This window comes from Micromonospora sp. NPDC049645, from assembly GCF_040675155.1.
Classification (GTDB): Bacteria; Actinomycetota; Actinomycetes; order Mycobacteriales; family Micromonosporaceae; genus Micromonospora.
Map to the genome: position 1 here is coordinate 118,858 of NZ_JBFAOI010000009.1, position 16,149 is coordinate 135,006.

16 protein-coding genes are annotated in these 16,149 nt (G+C 71.8%); 8 read left to right on the forward strand and 8 right to left on the reverse strand.

The window, feature by feature from the left end:
* Nucleotides 1-34 precede the first annotated feature (34 nt).
* From AB0J33_RS20985 to AB0J33_RS21015, 7 genes are all read left to right on the forward strand, one after another.
* Nucleotides 35-967 (forward strand): phosphatidylinositol mannoside acyltransferase, encoded by a 933-nt coding sequence (locus AB0J33_RS20985; protein ID WP_363615684.1) that lies wholly within the window; start codon nucleotides 35-37, stop codon nucleotides 965-967.
* A 15-nt stretch (nucleotides 968-982) separates the two neighbouring features.
* Nucleotides 983-2,143 carry a glycosyltransferase family 4 protein gene (locus AB0J33_RS20990; RefSeq protein ID WP_363615685.1) on the forward strand — a complete coding sequence of 387 codons (1,161 nt, stop codon included), beginning with the start codon at nucleotides 983-985 and terminating at the stop codon, nucleotides 2,141-2,143.
* Nucleotides 2,144-2,226: 83 nt separating this feature from the next.
* Nucleotides 2,227-2,730: a hypothetical protein gene (locus AB0J33_RS20995; RefSeq protein WP_363615686.1), complete on the forward strand. Its 504-nt coding sequence runs from the start codon at nucleotides 2,227-2,229 to the stop codon at nucleotides 2,728-2,730.
* 140 nt (nucleotides 2,731-2,870) lie between these two features.
* Entirely contained in the window at nucleotides 2,871-3,788 is a 918-nt protein-coding gene (gene pdxS / locus AB0J33_RS21000) for a pyridoxal 5'-phosphate synthase lyase subunit PdxS (RefSeq protein WP_363615687.1), read from the forward strand.
* Between the two features lie 100 nt (nucleotides 3,789-3,888).
* The gene (pdxT, locus tag AB0J33_RS21005; RefSeq protein WP_363615688.1) at nucleotides 3,889-4,494 is read left to right on the forward strand and encodes a pyridoxal 5'-phosphate synthase glutaminase subunit PdxT; all 606 of its coding nucleotides are present in this window, start codon (nucleotides 3,889-3,891) and stop codon (nucleotides 4,492-4,494) included.
* A 260-nt stretch (nucleotides 4,495-4,754) separates the two neighbouring features.
* A complete protein-coding gene (locus tag AB0J33_RS21010) occupies nucleotides 4,755-5,507 on the forward strand; it encodes a YebC/PmpR family DNA-binding transcriptional regulator (protein ID WP_203152120.1) in 753 nt (250 codons plus the stop codon).
* Between the two features lie 116 nt (nucleotides 5,508-5,623).
* The gene (locus tag AB0J33_RS21015; protein WP_363615689.1) at nucleotides 5,624-6,238 is read left to right on the forward strand and encodes a DUF402 domain-containing protein; all 615 of its coding nucleotides are present in this window, start codon (nucleotides 5,624-5,626) and stop codon (nucleotides 6,236-6,238) included.
* 41 nt (nucleotides 6,239-6,279) lie between these two features.
* Here AB0J33_RS21015 and AB0J33_RS21020 read toward each other — a convergent pair whose 3' ends face one another.
* Entirely contained in the window at nucleotides 6,280-7,269 is a 990-nt protein-coding gene (locus tag AB0J33_RS21020) for a helix-turn-helix domain-containing protein (RefSeq protein ID WP_363615690.1), read from the reverse strand.
* Between the two features lie 255 nt (nucleotides 7,270-7,524).
* On the opposite strand from AB0J33_RS21020, the gene AB0J33_RS21025 reads away from it, so the two are divergent.
* On the forward strand, nucleotides 7,525-8,553 hold the full coding sequence (locus AB0J33_RS21025; protein ID WP_363615691.1) for a peptidoglycan-binding protein: 1,029 nt from the start codon (nucleotides 7,525-7,527) through the stop codon (nucleotides 8,551-8,553).
* A gap of 74 nt (nucleotides 8,554-8,627) precedes the next feature.
* Here the strand turns inward: AB0J33_RS21025 and AB0J33_RS21030 are convergent, their stop codons facing one another.
* The 7 genes from AB0J33_RS21030 to AB0J33_RS21060 form a co-directional block, all read right to left on the reverse strand.
* Nucleotides 8,628-10,412, reverse strand: coding sequence for a carbohydrate binding domain-containing protein (locus tag AB0J33_RS21030; protein ID WP_363615692.1), 1,785 nt, complete (start codon nucleotides 10,410-10,412; stop codon nucleotides 8,628-8,630).
* Between the two features lie 178 nt (nucleotides 10,413-10,590).
* Entirely contained in the window at nucleotides 10,591-11,652 is a 1,062-nt protein-coding gene (locus AB0J33_RS21035; protein WP_363615693.1) for an ABC transporter permease, read from the reverse strand.
* Nucleotides 11,649-12,542 carry an ATP-binding cassette domain-containing protein gene (locus AB0J33_RS21040; protein ID WP_363615694.1) on the reverse strand — a complete coding sequence of 298 codons (894 nt, stop codon included), beginning with the start codon at nucleotides 12,540-12,542 and terminating at the stop codon, nucleotides 11,649-11,651. The genes AB0J33_RS21035 and AB0J33_RS21040 overlap by 4 nt, the downstream gene beginning before the upstream one ends.
* Before the next feature lie 82 nt (nucleotides 12,543-12,624).
* The gene (locus AB0J33_RS21045) at nucleotides 12,625-13,341 is read right to left on the reverse strand and encodes a response regulator transcription factor (RefSeq protein ID WP_363615695.1); all 717 of its coding nucleotides are present in this window, start codon (nucleotides 13,339-13,341) and stop codon (nucleotides 12,625-12,627) included.
* Nucleotides 13,338-14,675, reverse strand: a complete 1,338-nt coding sequence (locus AB0J33_RS21050) for a sensor histidine kinase (protein ID WP_363615696.1) — start codon at nucleotides 14,673-14,675, stop codon at nucleotides 13,338-13,340. The genes AB0J33_RS21045 and AB0J33_RS21050 overlap by 4 nt, the downstream gene beginning before the upstream one ends.
* 116 nt (nucleotides 14,676-14,791) lie before the next feature.
* On the reverse strand, nucleotides 14,792-15,739 hold the full coding sequence (locus AB0J33_RS21055; protein WP_363615697.1) for a permease prefix domain 1-containing protein: 948 nt from the start codon (nucleotides 15,737-15,739) through the stop codon (nucleotides 14,792-14,794).
* Nucleotides 15,736-16,077: a PadR family transcriptional regulator gene (locus AB0J33_RS21060; protein WP_363615698.1), complete on the reverse strand. Its 342-nt coding sequence runs from the start codon at nucleotides 16,075-16,077 to the stop codon at nucleotides 15,736-15,738. The genes AB0J33_RS21055 and AB0J33_RS21060 overlap by 4 nt, the downstream gene beginning before the upstream one ends.
* Nucleotides 16,078-16,149: the final 72 nt, after the last annotated feature.

Genomic DNA, 16,149 nt, shown 5'->3' on the forward strand with positions numbered 1-16,149 from the left:
TGACCCGGCGCCGGACGACCGGCGGCCGAGCCGCGTGAACCTCACCGAGCTGGGCTACGTCGCCGGGTGGCGGGTGGTCCGCGCGCTACCCCGGCCGTTGGTGGCGGCGGCGTTCCGGGCGGGCGCGGACCGCGCCCACCGCGCCGGCGGCGGGGGTACGGCCCGACTGCGCGCCAACCTGCGCCGGGTGGTCGGCCCGGAGCTGCCCGAGGCGGAGCTGGACGATCTGGTCAGGCGCGGGTTGCGCTCGTACGCCCGGTACTGGATGGAGGCGTTCCGGCTGCCCGCCCTGAGCCGGGCGCAGATCCTTTCCGGGTTCCGCCTCGACGGCGCCGAGTTGCTCGCCGCCGACGTGGCCGCCGGCCGGGGCGCGGTGGTGGCGCTGCCGCACGCCGGTAACTGGGACGCCGCGGGCGCCTGGGTGGCGGCCACCGGTTGGCCGATCACCACCGTCATGGAGCGGCTCAAGCCGGAGGGGTTGTACAAGCGTTTCGTGGCCTTCCGGGATGCTCTGGGAATGGAGATCCTGCCGACCCACGGTGGGCCGCGACCGGCGTTCGACGTGTTGCTGGACCGCCTCCGCGCCGGTGCGGTGGTGCCGCTGCTGGCCGACCGGGACCTCTCCGCGCGGGGGGTGGAGGTGGACTTCTTCGGTGGAAAGACCCGGATGCCCGCCGGGCCGGCGCTGCTCGCGCTGCACACCGGCGCGCCGCTCTACGTGGCCTCGCTGTGGTACGAACCGGAGGCCGCCCGCGCGTCGCTGTCCGGCCCGCTGCCGGTGCCGGGGCCCGAGGTGGGGCCGCTGGACCAGCGGGTCCGGACGCTTACCCAGCTGATCGCCGACCGTCTGGCGGCGGGTATCGCCCGGCATCCGGAAGACTGGCACATGTTGCAGCGGATGTGGCTGGACCAGGGGAGGGCGGGGGAGGGCGCGGCGCTGCCCTCGTCGGCCCCCGGCAAGGGCTGAGGGGTGGGCTGACGCATGCGGATCGGCATCGTGTGCCCGTACTCGTTCGACGTCCCCGGTGGGGTGCAGAACCACGTCATGGACCTCGCCGAGGCGCTGATCGCGCTCGGTCACGAGGTCAGCGTGCTCGCCCCGGCCGACGAGGATTCGCCGCTGCCGGAGTACGTGGTGTCCGCCGGGCGGGCGGTGCCGTTGCCGTACAACGGTTCGGTGGCCCGGATCGCGTTCGGCCCGGTCTCGACCGCGCGGGTCCGGCGGTGGCTCACCAACGGCGACTTCGACGTGCTGCACGTGCACGAGCCGCTGACGTTGAGCCTGTCGCTGCTGGCCGTGCTCTCCGCCCGTGGCCCGGTGGTGGCGACGTTCCACACCGCGATGACCCGTTCGCGGGTCCTCGCCGCCGCGCAGGGGGTGCTCCAGATCGTGTTGGAGCGGATCACCGCCCGGATCGCGGTGAGCGCCCTGGCCCGCAAGGTGCAGGTCGAGCACATGGACGGCGGCGCGGTGGAGATCCCCAACGGGGTGGCGGTGGCCAAGTTCGCCGACGCCGAGCCGTTGCCGGGGTGGCCGGGGCAGTGCGCGGCCGGCACCGGCGGCACGCTCGGTTTCCTGGGCCGGTTCACCGAGGCGCGCAAGGGTTTCCCGGTGCTGCGCGACGCGTTCGTGGCGTTGGCTCCCACCCGGCCCGGGCTGCGGTTGCTGGTTGCCGGCCCCGGTGACCCCGACGACCTGTACGACCAGTTCCCCGCCGAACTGCACGAGCGGATCACCTTCCTCGGCCTGGTCAGCGAAGCGGACAAGGCGCGCATGCTGCGCAGTGTGCACCTCTACGTCGCACCGAACACCGGCGGCGAGTCGTTCGGCATGATCCTCACCGAGGCCCTCGCCGCGGGTACCACGGTGGTCGCCAGCGACCTGGACGCGTTCCGGCGGGTGCTCGACGGTGGGCGGGCCGGGCGCCTCTTCCCCACCGGTGACGCGGCGGGGCTGCGCGACGTGCTGAGCGAGCTGCTGGACGACCCGGCCGGTCGGGCCGCTCTGAGTGCCTGCGGCGATCAGGTGGTCGCGAATTTCGACTGGCCGGCGGTTGCTCGCCGTGTACTGGAGGTATACGCAGCGGCGATCGAGGCGACCGACGGGCGGGTCATCGACCAGGAGTGGGTGGGGCTGGGCTGAGCCGGATGTGACGGATGGTGCGGCGGGTGACCGGGGGAACCGGTACGGCCGCGCCCAATCGGACGAAACGGAGCAGCACTACGATGCCGCACATGTGGTGGGTGGTGGCCGCGAGCGTGGTCGTGGGGCTGGTCGCGGCGTACCTCATCTGGACGGCCGGCCGGGTCGAGCGGCTCCAGGGCCGCGCGGAGCTGGCGGCTCGGGCTCTCGACGCGCACCTGTTGCGCCGGGCGGCGGCAGCGGCGGTCCTGGCTGAGCGGCGGTTCGGCGTCGAGTTGTACGCGGCGGCCCGGATCGCCCTGGACGCCGGCCCGGAGGAGCGGGAGGCGGCGGAGAACGACCTCACCCGGCAGTTGCGGGGCGTCCAGTTGGACCCGGGTGACCCGGACTGCGCAGCGGTCATCGCGGCCAGTCGCCGGCTCGCGTTGTCCCGGCAGGTGCACACCGACCTGGTCCGGGACGCCCGCTCGGCGCGCGGCCGGCCGTTGGTGCGCCTGTTGCGGATGGGGCGGGGTCGGCAGTGGCCGCGCTACTTCGACATCGACGATCCGACCCTCGTGGTGCCGGCGGACGTTCCCGCCGCCTGACCTCCGACGGTCGCCGCCCGAGCCGGTGACCAGGGCCACAGAGCAGGCCACCGTGGGTCTGATTGGCTGTCGGTACGGCGTTGCACCGCGCGTAGCATTTTCGCTGCCACTCCCAGAGCTTGTCCAAGGAGCGATGACCCGTGCCCGAAAACACCGCCTCGAACACCGGCACCGCCCCCGTCGTCGGCACCGCCCGCGTGAAGCGTGGCATGGCCGAGATGCTCAAGGGTGGCGTGATCATGGATGTCGTCAACGCCGAGCAGGCCAAGATCGCCGAGGACGCCGGCGCGGTCGCGGTGATGGCCCTGGAGCGGGTTCCCGCCGACATCCGCGCGCAGGGCGGGGTGTCCCGGATGAGCGACCCCGACATGATCGACGGGATCATCGAGGCGGTCTCCATCCCGGTGATGGCCAAGGCCCGCATCGGCCACTTCGTGGAGGCGCAGATCCTCCAGTCGCTGGGTGTGGACTACGTCGACGAGTCCGAGGTGCTGACCCCGGCCGACTACGCGAACCACATCGACAAGTGGGCGTTCACGGTGCCCTTCGTCTGCGGCGCGACCAACCTGGGCGAGGCGTTGCGACGGATCACCGAGGGTGCGGCCATGATCCGCTCCAAGGGCGAGGCGGGCACCGGTGACGTCTCCAACGCCACCACCCACATGCGCAGGATCCGTCAGGAGATCCGCCGGCTGTCGTCGCTGCCGGCCGACGAGCTGTACGTCGCGGCCAAGGAGTTGCAGGCCCCGTACGAGCTGGTCAAGGAGGTTGCCGAGAGCGGCAAGCTGCCGGTGGTGCTGTTCACCGCCGGCGGGATCGCCACTCCGGCCGACGCGGCGATGATGATGCAGCTCGGCGCGGAGGGCGTCTTCGTCGGCTCCGGCATCTTCAAGGCGGGCAACCCGGCTCAGCGGGCCGCCGCGATCGTCAAGGCGACCACCTTCCACGACGACCCGGACGTGCTGGCCAAGGTCTCCCGCGGCCTCGGCGAGGCGATGGTCGGCATCAACGTCGACGAGATCCCCCAGCCGCACCGTCTGGCCGAGCGGGGTTGGTGAGCGCGAGGAGTGAGCCGCTCTTGCGAGCCCCGCAGTCGCGAGGGAAGGCGAATCGGTGAGCGCGGGGAGTGGGCCCGACGCGGAGAGGAACGGCACGAACGTGACAGCACCCGTGATCGGTGTGCTCGCGCTCCAGGGTGACGTCCGCGAGCACGTGGCGGCGCTCGCGGCGGCGGGAGCGGAGGCCCGCCCGGTCCGCCGTCCGGGGGAGTTGGACGCGGTCGACGCGCTGGTCATTCCCGGAGGCGAGTCCACCACCATCAGCAAGCTCGCCGACATCTTCGAGCTGCGCGAGCCGATCGACAAGCGGATCGCCGACGGCATGCCGGTCTACGGCTCCTGCGCCGGCATGATCATGTTGGCGACCGAGGTGCTCGATGGTCGGCCCGACCAGCGGGGCTTCGCCGGCATCGAGATGACCGTCCGGCGCAACGCGTTCGGTCGGCAGGTCGACTCGTTCGAGGCGCCGGTGACCATCGCCGGTGTGCCGGGTGAGCCGTTCCACGCGGTGTTCATCCGTGCGCCGTGGGTCGAGCGGGTGGGCGCCGGCGTCGAGGTGATCGGGACGGTGACCGGTGGCCCGGCCGCCGACCGGATCGTGGCGGTCCGGCAGGGCAATCTGCTGGCCACCTCGTTTCACCCGGAGTTGACCGGTGACCCGCGCGTGCACGCGTACTTCGTGGATCTGGTCCGCGCCGCCTCCTGAGCGCACCGGGCGGCGTGGCTGTCGACGATGGTGGTCGAGGTTTTGTCCTGTCTGCCCTGTTGCGTGCGGACCGGACGGTCGTGCCGCGCGCGGTGCATGACAGCGACCCGGGGGACGTCGGTAGGATTGCGGAGATTCGGCAGGGCCATCTGCCCGCCACGGCTTCCACCAGAGCTGACCGGCACCTCCGCGTGCGCCGGCGGGAGCGGGGCGTGAGCGGTGCGGTCGATGCAGACGGCGGGTAGCAACGGAGGTAGAAGATGTCCGGCCACTCAAAGTGGGCGACGACCAAGCACAAGAAGGCCGTCATCGACGCCAAGCGCGGCAAGATGTTCGCCAAGCTGATCAAGAACGTCGAGGTGGCCGCGCGGACCGGCGGCGGTGATCCCTCCGGCAACCCGACGCTCTTCGACGCCATCCAGAAGGCGAAGAAGAGCTCGGTGCCGAACGACAACATCGATCGCGCCGTCAAGCGCGGCTCCGGCCTGGAGGCCGGCGGCGCCGACTGGCAGACGATCATGTATGAGGGGTACGGCCCGAACGGTGTGGCCATGCTCATCGAGTGCCTCACTGACAACCGCAACCGGGCGGCGACCGAGGTGCGGACGGCGCTGACCCGCAACGGCGGCTCGCTCGCCGACGCCGGCTCGGTGTCGTACATGTTCTCCCGCAAGGGCGTGGTGATCGTCCCCAAGGAGGGCACCAGCGAGGACGACGTGATGATGGCCGTCCTGGACGCGGGCGCCGAAGAGGTCAATGACATCGGCGAGGCGTACGAGGTGGTCTCCGAGCCGACCGACCTGATCCCGGTGCGTACGGCGCTGCAGGACGCCGGCATCGAGTACGAGTCGGCCGAGTCCTCCCTGATCCCCAGCGTCAACGTTCCGCTCGACGAAGAGGGCGCGCGCAAGATCTTCAAGCTGATCGACGTCCTGGAGGACTGCGACGACGTCCAGAACGTCTACGCCAACTTCGACGTCAGCGACGACGTGATGGCGGCGGTCGACGCCTGAACGCACCCTGATGCCTCCGCGCCGCGATCTTGCATTTTCTGTCCCGACACAGCGGGTCAGACGCGGCATATCGTCAACACTAAGTGCAAGATCGCGGCGGGATGGGGGTGGGTGGGGTGGGGAGATTCGCGCCCGGCGACACCGTGGTACGGCGTGAGGTGCTGCGCGGCGAGGTCTGGTTCGGCTGCCCGACGATCTGCATCGAGGATTCACCCGAGCTGCTCGCCCTCTACCTCCCACCGGGGGCCGAGTTCGGCTTTCCGAAGTCCGGTGTCTTTCCGTGCGGGCGGCACCCGTGGGAGACCGCCGGGCACCGCTCCTGGTCGGGGCACGGCAAGGTGATGCTGCAACGCCCCGGTGAGGCGCACTCGATCGACGTGTTCTGGACGGGGCCGGGGCGGGACTTCGCCGGCTGGTACTTCAACCTCCAGGACCCGGTGCGGCGTACCTCGATCGGGGTGGACACCCTGGACCACGAGCTGGACCTGTGGTGGGCCGCGGACGCCGACCGGTACGTCTGGAAGGACGTCGAGATGTTCGCCCAGCGCCTCGTCGAGGGCCGCTACCCGGGCATGGGGGACGCCATCCAGGCCGAGGGCGACCGGATCGCCGCGCTGCTGGACGGGGGCGAGCGCTGGTGGGACCCGGCGTGGGCCCGGTGGCAGCCCGACCCGGCCTGGACGGCGCCCCCGCTGCCCGCCGGCTGGGACCGGGTGCCGCCCGCGCGCTGAGCAGCGCCGCGGTCTGCTCCTCGTCTGCCCCGGCGTCGTGGTCAGTCTCCCGGCAGCCTGTTGACCAGGAACACCTGGTCCGGGTCGCCGGTGCACGGCTCGACCAGCGCCGCGGCCGACACCTCGCTCTCGTCCTCGCGCAGGCCGACGCAGAGTTCGCTACGGTCCGGCCGGATCCGGTACGCGTCCGGCGCCGCTCCGGTCGGCTCGAAGCGGAACACCTGGTTCGACCGGCTCGCGAAGCAATTTTCCTTGTTCCAGGGTTCGAGCAGGTTCCGGCCGGGATCCTCTTCGCGGACGGTGAGGCAGCCTTTCCCGAGCACCGGGTGGACCCAGTGGATGAAGTACAACCCGTCGGCCGCCGCTTCCAGCGAGGTGTCCGGTGGGGTGGCCTCGGTGCAGGGCCGCTGGACCGCGATCTCCTTGGTGTACTGACCGGTGCGATCGCGGCCCTCGGTGAGGCAGAGCAGCGGGCTGCCGGCCGGGCGGATCTGGCTGCGCCCCGCGCTCGGCGAACGGGCACCCGCCGAGGCGGTCGGGTCGGTGAGTTGCCCGGCCGCTGTTTGCTCGTCGTCGCGGCGCTCGACCCAGAGGCCCACGCCGAGCGCGGCCACCAGGGCGGCGACGACGAGCAGCGCCAGCGGCCCGGGGCGGACGAACCAGCGTCGCCGGGTCGGGCCGGAGCGCTGCGGAACACCGGTGGTGACCGCGTCGACCGGTGGGAGGTCCGAGGGCGGCGGTGGCGGGGCGAGTTGACCTGTCGCGAGGCGGTGCCGGGCCCGTAGCCACGTCTCGACCTGATCCTCCGCGCCGCAGGCCCGAACGAACGCGGCCACCACCTCGGGGCGAGGCAGGGTGGACCGGCGCAGGATGTCGGCCGCGGTGCTGCGGGCCAGAACGTCGCCCGCCGACGCGGCGCGCTGCTCCAGTTGCCGGTAGGTGAGCCTCGACCGGTCCTTGAGTTGGCGCAGCAGCTCGACGAACTCGGCCGGGTCGGACGCGTCGTCCGGGCGTAGGTCCCCCGTGGTCATCGCCCGATTCTCCAGACCGCGCACACAGCCGGGCAAGTCGGGTCCCAACGACTGTCCGAGGTGGTCGGACAAGATCCGGACAGGCCGCTTTGAGCTGCCCGGACAACGCAGGTCGGCGACCAGGGCATTGTCCTCGTCCACCGGCCTGCCTAGCGTCTGTCCTCAATGGCCGCACCGCTGAGCGGGGTATCGGCCGACGGGCTCGCGCCGGCACCGGTTCGGGCCCGACCCACATCAACGACACGGGGAGATTCGATGGATGACGCTGCCCGGGATCCGGTGCCGCGGGTGACCACGGCGGGGGAGTACGTGGCGTTGCTCAGGGACGTGCGGCGGCGCTCCGGCCTGACCTATCGGGAGCTCGCCCGGCGCGCCTCGGCGGCCGGACACTGGCTGCCCCCGAGCACCCTCGCGACGATGCTGGGGCGTACGACGCTGCCCCGGGAGCGCACCGTCGTGGCGCTGCTGGCCGCCTGCGGTACCCCGGAGGTCGAGGTCGTCAGGTTGCTGGAGACGCGGCGGGACATCGAGGCCGGGCTCGCCGAGCGGGGTCGAGAAGAAAGCGACGCGGCAGCGGCCCCGGCCGGCCCGTCCACCGCCGTTGCGGCGAACATCCGGCCGAGCGTCGGTTCGGTCCCGCCGCGAACCGAGGCGCCCTGGCCGCCCCGTCGCTGGCTGCGGCTGGCGCTGCTGGCCGTGTTCGGCGTCCTGACGGTCGGGGCGTCCGGGGCGCTGCGACCGCTCGCCGCTCCCACTGTGCACAGTTCGCCGACCGATGGCTGCCCTGCCGTGCTGCGCCAGGGCATGTACGGCCCGTGCGTGCTGAACCTCCAGGACCGGTTGGTGGCCGCCGGACTCACCGTGCCTGCCGACGGCTGGTTCGGCCCGGACACCACCAGCCGGGTGATGGTGTTCCAGGCGCTCGGCGGCCTGCCGGTCAGCGGCAGTGCGGACGAGCGGTTGTTCGACGAGTTGGCCGGCGATCGGAAGGTCCCCGCCGCCTGGCCGGAGGACCGGGTCGGCAAGTACCTGCGGCGGATGTTCCCGGAGGATCCGGCCGGGGCGGTGCGGGTGGCTCGGTGCCTGTCCGGGTTGGACCCGTACCGGGTGGAGGTCGCCGAGGACGGATCACGGCGCTGGGGGTTGTTCCAGTTCAGCGACGTGGAGGTGTCCCGGTTCGGCGTCGACCGCCGGAGGGCGCTGGACCCGGGTTGGAACATCGGGGCGGCCCGGGAGGTCTGGTCCCGTACCGGCGACTTCGGCCACTGGAATTGCCCGGGGTAGCCGTCCGGCGGGCTGCTCCCCGTCCGGTCCACGAACCGGACGGGGAGCAGCCCTCAGTCACCCCGACCGAGGATTTACGGTCGCAGCCGGTTGGCGACCACGTACGCGCCCACGGAACGCCCGGTGGTGAGACCGGCCTCCGCGTCGAACCGGTAGTGCACGCCGAGGTAGATCCGGCTCAGCGCGTTCTCCTCGGCGGCGTGGTCGAAGCCGGTCATGTGCCGGACCACGTTCACGGCGTGCGGATCGTCGGTGGTGGCGTCGAAGGCGATCGCATCGGTGCCGAAGAAGCCCTTCATCACCGCCGACCAGGCCCCCGCGAAGGTGGCGTGCCCGGAGATGTAGGCCGGGAACGCCGGGGTGTACGGCACCCCCTCGCGGGTCTGCGACAGCGGCTGCCAACCGGGGCCCTCGGCCGCCTCGATGGCGCTCACCGGTCGCCACAGGTCGATCGCCGTCTGGTATTTGGCGTCCCAGGCGGCGATGGCGGCGTCGGCGAGGGAGAGGGCGACCAGCCCGAAGAGCCGGGCGTTGGCCAGGATGCCGAGCTTGCGCTGCTCCGCCACGATCCGGGTGTGGGCGAAGAGTTGGCCCGGCGGCTTGTACGTGCCCCCCAGGTCGTTGGCCCAGAAGAACGCGATCTGTGTCTGGTCGGCGGTCCGCAGTGCCGACGTCCGACCGCCGTAGTCGCGGATCTCCCGGACCTGCGCGGCGTACTCCGTCTTGCCGAGCAGGTCGGCGTACCCGGTCGCGCCGGCCGGTGGACCGGGCCGGAACTGCCGGCCCGAGGTGAGCGCGAACGGGGTGACCAGCCCCCAGTTCGGGCTGACCGCCCCCTTGCCGTTGGTGGGCCGCCACGAACCGGGCACGCCGTCCAGTTGGTACGGCGTGGTGTTGCCGGAGCCGTCGTTGGCGCGGGCCTGGAGGTTGGCGGCGGCCGCCGCCGCGCCGACGGTGTCACCACGGGCGACCTCGGCGGCGTTCACTCCGGACGGCCGGAGGGCGACAGCGCCGGCGAGGGCCTGGGAGTAGGACTGCCCCTGGTCGCCGTACAGGGCGGTCAGCACGTCGTACGCGGCGCGGTCGATGGCCGCGTGCAGGGACGGTGCCACGACGTTGTCCATGGTGCCCGGGTAACTGACCGGCACCCGTACCCGATAGGGGTTGCCCACTCCGGTGACCGAGACGGCGGCGTCGTGCATCGCCGCGTGCAGAATGGCCGCCTCCCGCGACGAGGTGGTGGGTGGCAGGTCCAGCGCCCGGTAGGTGGCCAGCAGGACACCGTTCCAGTACAGGATCGGGTCGGTGGCCGGGTCCACGGCGAGCGGGGTGAGCGAGATGTTGTCCAACCGGACCGTCGAGGCGGCCTGGCCGCCGAAGTGGAACAGCAGCACCGCCTTCGGGTCGCCGAACGGGGACGCGAAGTCGAAGGTGAACCGGCGCATCGTGGGCGTGAGCGCGACGCTCTGGTCGACGGCCGAGGTGAAGGGCGTGTCCGCCCGGGAGACCGAGACGCGCACGGAACGGTTGACGTCGGCGGAGGCGTCGAATTGCAACCGGTACGGCTGCGCGGCCGTCACCCCGAACTCGAAGTGACCGACCAGGTCCTCCCAGACGGGCTTGCCGACCGTCGCGCTGGTGCGGACGCGTAGTTGGCCGGCGTTGACCGTCGTGCTGGTCGAGGCGAGCCGGGTCCACCACGGCTGGGTGCTGCCGTTGTCGAACGTGCCGTTGAGGATGAGGTCGCCCGCGGCGGCGGCGACCGGCGCGGGGCGGACGAGGGCCGTGAGGGTGCTCAGGAGGGCGACCGCGAGCAGCAGGCTGAGCAGCCGACGCCGTGCGTTGATCGGTGGGGACATCGAGAGCCTTTCCGGTCCGGGACCGGCGACGACCAGGTCGTTGCCGTGAGGATCGGCTCACCGTAGGAGTGTTCGCGCTGTTCACGGCCCCGGAACAGCGCGCGGAACGGTGCCGTACGGCAGCGGGCGTCGGCGTCCGGTCAGGGACGCCGACGCCCGCGCGGGGCGAACCGTCGACTCAGCCGATCGTCTCCCGCTCCCGCCAGGCGGTGCGCAGCGAGGTCCGGCCGTTGGTGCGCAGCAGCGACCCCTCGTACACCCGGGCCCCGGCCAGCAGGAACGCACCGGCGGCGAGCAGCAGGATGACGAGAGAGAGGATCGGCTCCCAGGCGGCCGCGTCGCCGGTGAACAGCCGAAGTGGCATGGCCGTGGGCGACGAGAACGGCAGGTAGGACAGCACCCGCATCGCGGTGGCGTTGTCGTTCAGGAAGATCACCGCGAAGAACGGCAGCATGACGGCGAACTGCACCGGCGTGGACACGGCGGCGATGTCCTCCTGCCGGTTGGCCAGTGCGCCGGCCGCCGCCCACATGGCCGCCAGCAGCACGAAGCCGACCAGGAAGAACGGCACGAACCAGCCGATCGCCGGGGCCAGCAGGGTGAGCAGGCCCCCGCTGTCGCCGATCTGCAGCCCGAACACCGCCACCACCGCGATCAACGCGATCTGCGCGAACGCCAGGATCGCGCCGGCCACGACCTTGCCGGCCAGCAGGGCCCGGACCGGTACGGCGGCGACCAGGATCTCCACGATCCGGGTCTGCTTCTCCTCAATGACGCTCTGCGCGATCTGCACGCCGAACGTCTGTGAGGTGATGAAGAAGACGAACGCGAAGACGAACGGCACCAGGAACGCCACCACCGGGTCGACCGCGTCCGGGTCGAGCAGGCGTACGGTCGGCCGGCTGCTCAGGGCCTGGACCACGTCGTCGGGGGCCTCGTCCATGGCCAGGACGGCCGGTCCGGCGACCACCGCAGCGTCCACGTCGTCGTCGCGGACGGCCCGCTCGGCGGCCCGGTCATCGGGGACGACCCGGACCTCCAGCCCGGCGGCGCGCAGCGGCGCGGCCAGGTTTTCGGTCACCGCCACGGTGGACGGCCCGCCGGACAGCAGCGGCGGCAGGATCGTGCCCGCCGCGGCGATCAGCAGGAAGAACAGCGTGCCGAACAGAAACGTACGGTCGCGCAGCTTGACCCGGATCTCGCGTTCGGCTACCAGTCGGGTGGCCTGGGTGATGTTCACTGGGTGACCTCTCGGAAGATCTCGGTGAGCGAGGGGCTGACCGGGCGGAAGGCGCGGACCGGGCCGCGGTCGAGGGCCGCCCGCAGCACGGGCTGTTCGTCGGTTCCGGCCGGCAGGTCGAAGACCACCCGGGCACCGTCCAGCTCGACCAGGGTCACCCCGGGGTGGTCGCGTACCCAGCCGGCGTCGTGCTGCACGACCAACTCGAAGCGGGGCACCGTGTAGGAGTCGCGCAACTGCTGCCGGCTGCCGGCGGCCCGGATCACCCCGTCGCCGATGATCACCAGGTCGTCGCAGAGGCGCTCCACGACGTCCAGCTGGTGGCTGGAGAAGAGCACCGGCGCGCCCGCCGCGGCCCGTTCCCGCAGTACCGCCACGACGGTCTCCACGGCCAGCGGGTCGAGGCCGGAGAACGGTTCGTCGAGCACCAGCACCTCGGGGTCGTGCACCAGCGCGGCGGCGATCTGGGCGCGCTGCTGGTTGCCCAGCGACAGCGTCTCCAGCAGGTCGTCGCCGCGCTCACCGAGGCCGACCCGCTCCAGCAGCGCGTCGGTGGAGCGCCGTGCCGCGGCGGCGTCCAGTCCGTGCAGCCGGCCCAGGTAGGTCACCTGCTCCCGGGTGGTCATCTTGGGGTAGAGGCCGCGCTCCTCCGGCATGTAGCCGAAGCGCCGACGGTCCTGCCGGGTCAGGGTCGTACCGCCCCAGCTGACCTCGCCGGCGTCGGGGGCGAGGACACCCAGGATGATCCGCATGGTGGTGGTCTTGCCGGCGCCGTTGGCGCCCACGAAACCGGTCATCCGACCGGCGGACACCTCGAAGGACACGTTCCTGAGCACCTGACGGTCGCCGAAGCTGCGGTCGACGCCGTCGAGGCGAAGCGTTCTGGTCACGCACTGACGCTAGATCGAGTACGACGGGTCTGCCGTCCGCCCGACGGGTGAGCGGTCGGGTCCACCGAGCGGCGGACACCGCTCAGCCGCCGGGTCGGACCACCCCGTTCTCGTACGCGAACACCACGGCCTGCACCCGGTCGCGCAGACCGAGTTTGGCCAGCACCCGGCTGACGTGCGTCTTCACCGTCGCCTCGCCCAGGTGGATGGTCTCGGCGATCTCCGCGTTGCTCGATCCGGCGGCGAGCAGCATCAGCACCTCCCGTTCGCGCGGTGTCAGCTCGGCCAGCGCGGCGTCGGCGTCCGGGCCCCGGTGGGCGGTACCCGCCGGGTCGCCGGGCCGGGCGAACGTCGAGATCACCCGGCGGGTGATCTCCGGGGCGAGCAGACCGTCGCCCCGGGCCAGCACCCGGATCGCCTCGATCAGCTCCTCCGGTGTGCCGTTCTTCAGCAGGAAACCGCTGGCCCCGGCCCGCAGCGCGGCGAACAGGTAGTCGTCGCGGTCGAAGGTGGTGAGAATCAGCACCGCCGGCGCCTCGGGCCCGTCGGCGACGATCCGCCGGGTGGCCTCCAGGCCGTCCATCCCGGGCATTTCGACATCCATGAGTACGACGTCGGGGCGGGTGGCCCGGGTCATGGTGACGGCCCGTTCGCCGTCGGCTGCCTCACCGACCACCTCGATGTCGTCCTCCACCTCCAGGATGACCCGGAAGCCGGTACGGACGAGGTGCTGATCGTCGGCGAGCAGCACCCGGATCGGCGGACCCGACTCCGGCGTGTGCGGGGTCGCGGCGCTCACGCCGAACGCTCCGCGCCGGCCGTCGCCGGGCGCCCGTCGCTCGGCGCCCGCCCCGGGCCGACCGGGGCTTCCGCCGACGCCGCCAACGGGAACCGGGCGCGTACCCGCCAGCCGCCGCCGGCCCGGGGCCCGGCCTCCAGGTCGCCGTCGTGGGCGGCGACCCGCTCGCGCATCCCGATCAGGCCCAACCCGACGGTGCCGACCCGGCCACCGGCCCGTCCGTCGTCGGTCACATCGATCTCCAACTCCCGGGCCAGGTGCCGGACCCGTACGTCCAGCAGGGCCGCCTCGGCGTGCTTCAGGGTGTTGGTCACCGCTTCCTGCGCCACCCGGTAGGCCGCCTGGGAAACCGATTCGGGCACCGCGACCGGGTCGCCGTACACCCCGAGGGTTGCCGTCAGACCGGCGGCCCGGGCCCGCTCGACAAGCTCGTCGATGCGTTCGACGCCGCCGGCCGCCGGCGACGCGGCGTCGGTGCCGGCGGAGGTCCGCAGCACGCCGAGCATCCGACGCAGCTCGTCGACGGCGGTGCGGGCGCTCTGCTCGATGGCGGTCAGTGCGGTTCGGGCCTTGCCCGGGTCGCGGTCGAACACCCGGCGGCAGGCGGACGCCTGCACGCCCATCACCGACACGTGGTGGGCGACCACGTCGTGCAGTTCCCGGGCGATCCGGACCCGTTCGCCGAGCACCGCCCGTTCCCGGGACTCGGTCTGCGAGCGGCGCAGGTCCTCGGCCTGGGCGCGCAGCTCGTGCTCGCGGCGCGCGGCCACCCAGGCGGTCTCGCCGAAGAAGTACGCGAAACCGAAGGCCAGCACGTTGAGCAGCACACCGTTGACCATCGCGGCGAGTACCGGGGGCACCGGCCCGACCGCGTCGGCGAAGGTGTCCGCCGGAATGTGGTCGATCATCACCGCGTAGTAGATCCCGAGCCAGGCGAACATCGTGGTGATCACGCCGATCCGCAGCCGGCGGGACAGTTGGCGGTCCTGCCCCCAGGCGCCGACCGTGTAGAGGGCGCAGAACAGGGCCCAGAAGGAGAACTGGCTCTCCGGGGCCGAGCGCGCCTGCGCGGCGATGAACGCCACCGCGACGACCAGCAGGGTCGGGGTCGGCCAGCGTCGTCGCCAGATCAGCGGGAGGGTCACCGCGACGGTCCAGAACAGCTGCTCCTGCCCGGACGGCGGCGGGCCCAGCAGGAACGCGCCGGTGCTGCGGGCCAGGGTCAGACTGACCAACGCCAGCGCCGTCATCCCCAGGCCGATCCAGAGGTCGTTTCGGCGCTGCTCCGCCGTCGGACCCGGACGGCGCCATTCGTCTCGCGGTGCCACGGTCATCCGGGAACGATGCCACGTCACCCACCGGTGACGCCCAGCGGGCGGAGCGCCGCTGTCGCACCGACGGGCGGCGGCCCGGCGCGGGGTACGCGCCGGGCCACCGGGTGGGGTGTCGCTCATGCGGTCTGGCGGCGCGTCTTGATCGCGGTGTCGATCAGGTCCCAGACCACGACCACTGCCGAGCCCATCGCGATGATCGCTGCGAGCAGGTTGCGGTTGTCCGCGTCCGCCAGCCAGCTGAAGTGCTCGGCCAGGGTCGGGTTGAGCAGCCGGTCGGAGAGTGCCAACCACACCAGCGGCACCGCGAACGCCAGGCTGATCAGCGCCCTGATACCGAACAGGTTCCAGGTCCAGCGCCCGATCCGGTACTTGACGACCTCGAAGACCAGGCTGGCGACCAGCACGACGATCAGCGCCGGCAGCCAGAACGACCACAGCGCCGGGTCGAGGATCGGGATGTTCTCGCCGTCGGTGTCGCGAACCCAGGACTGGTAGTGCTGGAAGGGCAGGTACCCGATGGTCAGGAGCAGCATGATCACCGTGGCGACGGTGTCGGCGAGGGGGATGCTCCGGTGCACCGGGGCGTCGGGCAGTTGGTCGACCGTCCAGCCCGGCAGCTCCACGGTCGTCTGGGAGCGTTCGATGATGGCGAAGGTCAGGGTGAGCCAGAAGGCGATGTGCACCGTCACGTGCAGGGCGACGACGATGCCCGGCCCGATGGCCCCGAAGCCCTGGCCCTCGGCGACCTTGACGAAGGTGATCACCGTGCCGACGAGCGCCGGGATGAAGCTGAGCAGCAGCTTCAGCAGCCGCAGCCAGACCAGGTAGTAGGTCGGGCCGATGAGTTGCAGCCGACGGTCCGCGTACTGGGCGGCCAGCAGGTCGGGGTTGCCCAACTCGGTGAGCACCTCCCGCTCGGCGGCGGTCGGGTCCGCGCCACCGCCGGTGCGGTCGTCGATCATGTCCTCGATGGAGGCCCGCAGCTCGCTGGCGATCTCGTCGCGACGCTGGACGGGCACCGAGCGCAGGGTGGCGGCGAGATAGCGGTCGGTCAGGGTGTTCATCGGTCCACTCCTTGGATCAGCCCGGTGATGGAGGACTGCACGGCGGCGAGGTCGTCCAGGAGCCGGCTCAGCATCGACTCGCCCTCGTCGCTGGTCCGGTAGAACTTGCGCGGTCGGCTCTCTTCGGTGTTCCACTCGCTGGTCAGCAGGCCCTGGTCCTCCAGGCGACGCAGCAGTGGGTAGAGCGTGTTGGCGTCGACCGGAAAGCCGTGGTCGGTGAGCCGTTGCAGCAGTGCGTAGCCGTAGTCCGGTCGGCGTAGCGCGACCAGGCTGGCCACCACGACGGTGCCTCGACGCAACTCCTGTAGGTGCGTCCGTCGAACGTCCTCGCTAACCATGCGTCACACCATACTGTGTGGCACACACTGTTGTCTACGCCGACATCATCGTGTCCGTCTAGCCCTTGCCTG

What these genes read in the sequence shown, in the direction of transcription:
- AB0J33_RS21055 (WP_363615697.1), bottom strand. Translation starts at nt 15,739, where the DNA reads ATGAACACCCTGACCGACCGCTATCTCGCCGCCACCCTGCGCTCGGTG.
- AB0J33_RS21030 (WP_363615692.1), bottom strand. Translation starts at nt 10,412, where the DNA reads ATGTCCCCACCGATCAACGCACGGCGTCGGCTGCTCAGCCTGCTGCTC.
- AB0J33_RS20990 (WP_363615685.1), top strand. Translation starts at nt 983, where the DNA reads ATGCGGATCGGCATCGTGTGCCCGTACTCGTTCGACGTCCCCGGTGGG.
- AB0J33_RS21020 (WP_363615690.1), bottom strand. Translation starts at nt 7,269, where the DNA reads ATGACCACGGGGGACCTACGCCCGGACGACGCGTCCGACCCGGCCGAG.
- AB0J33_RS21050 (WP_363615696.1), bottom strand. Translation starts at nt 14,675, where the DNA reads ATGACCGTGGCACCGCGAGACGAATGGCGCCGTCCGGGTCCGACGGCG.
- AB0J33_RS21010 (WP_203152120.1), top strand. Translation starts at nt 4,755, where the DNA reads ATGTCCGGCCACTCAAAGTGGGCGACGACCAAGCACAAGAAGGCCGTC.
- AB0J33_RS20995 (WP_363615686.1), top strand. Translation starts at nt 2,227, where the DNA reads ATGCCGCACATGTGGTGGGTGGTGGCCGCGAGCGTGGTCGTGGGGCTG.
- AB0J33_RS21060 (WP_363615698.1), bottom strand. Translation starts at nt 16,077, where the DNA reads ATGGTTAGCGAGGACGTTCGACGGACGCACCTACAGGAGTTGCGTCGA.
- AB0J33_RS21025 (WP_363615691.1), top strand. Translation starts at nt 7,525, where the DNA reads ATGGATGACGCTGCCCGGGATCCGGTGCCGCGGGTGACCACGGCGGGG.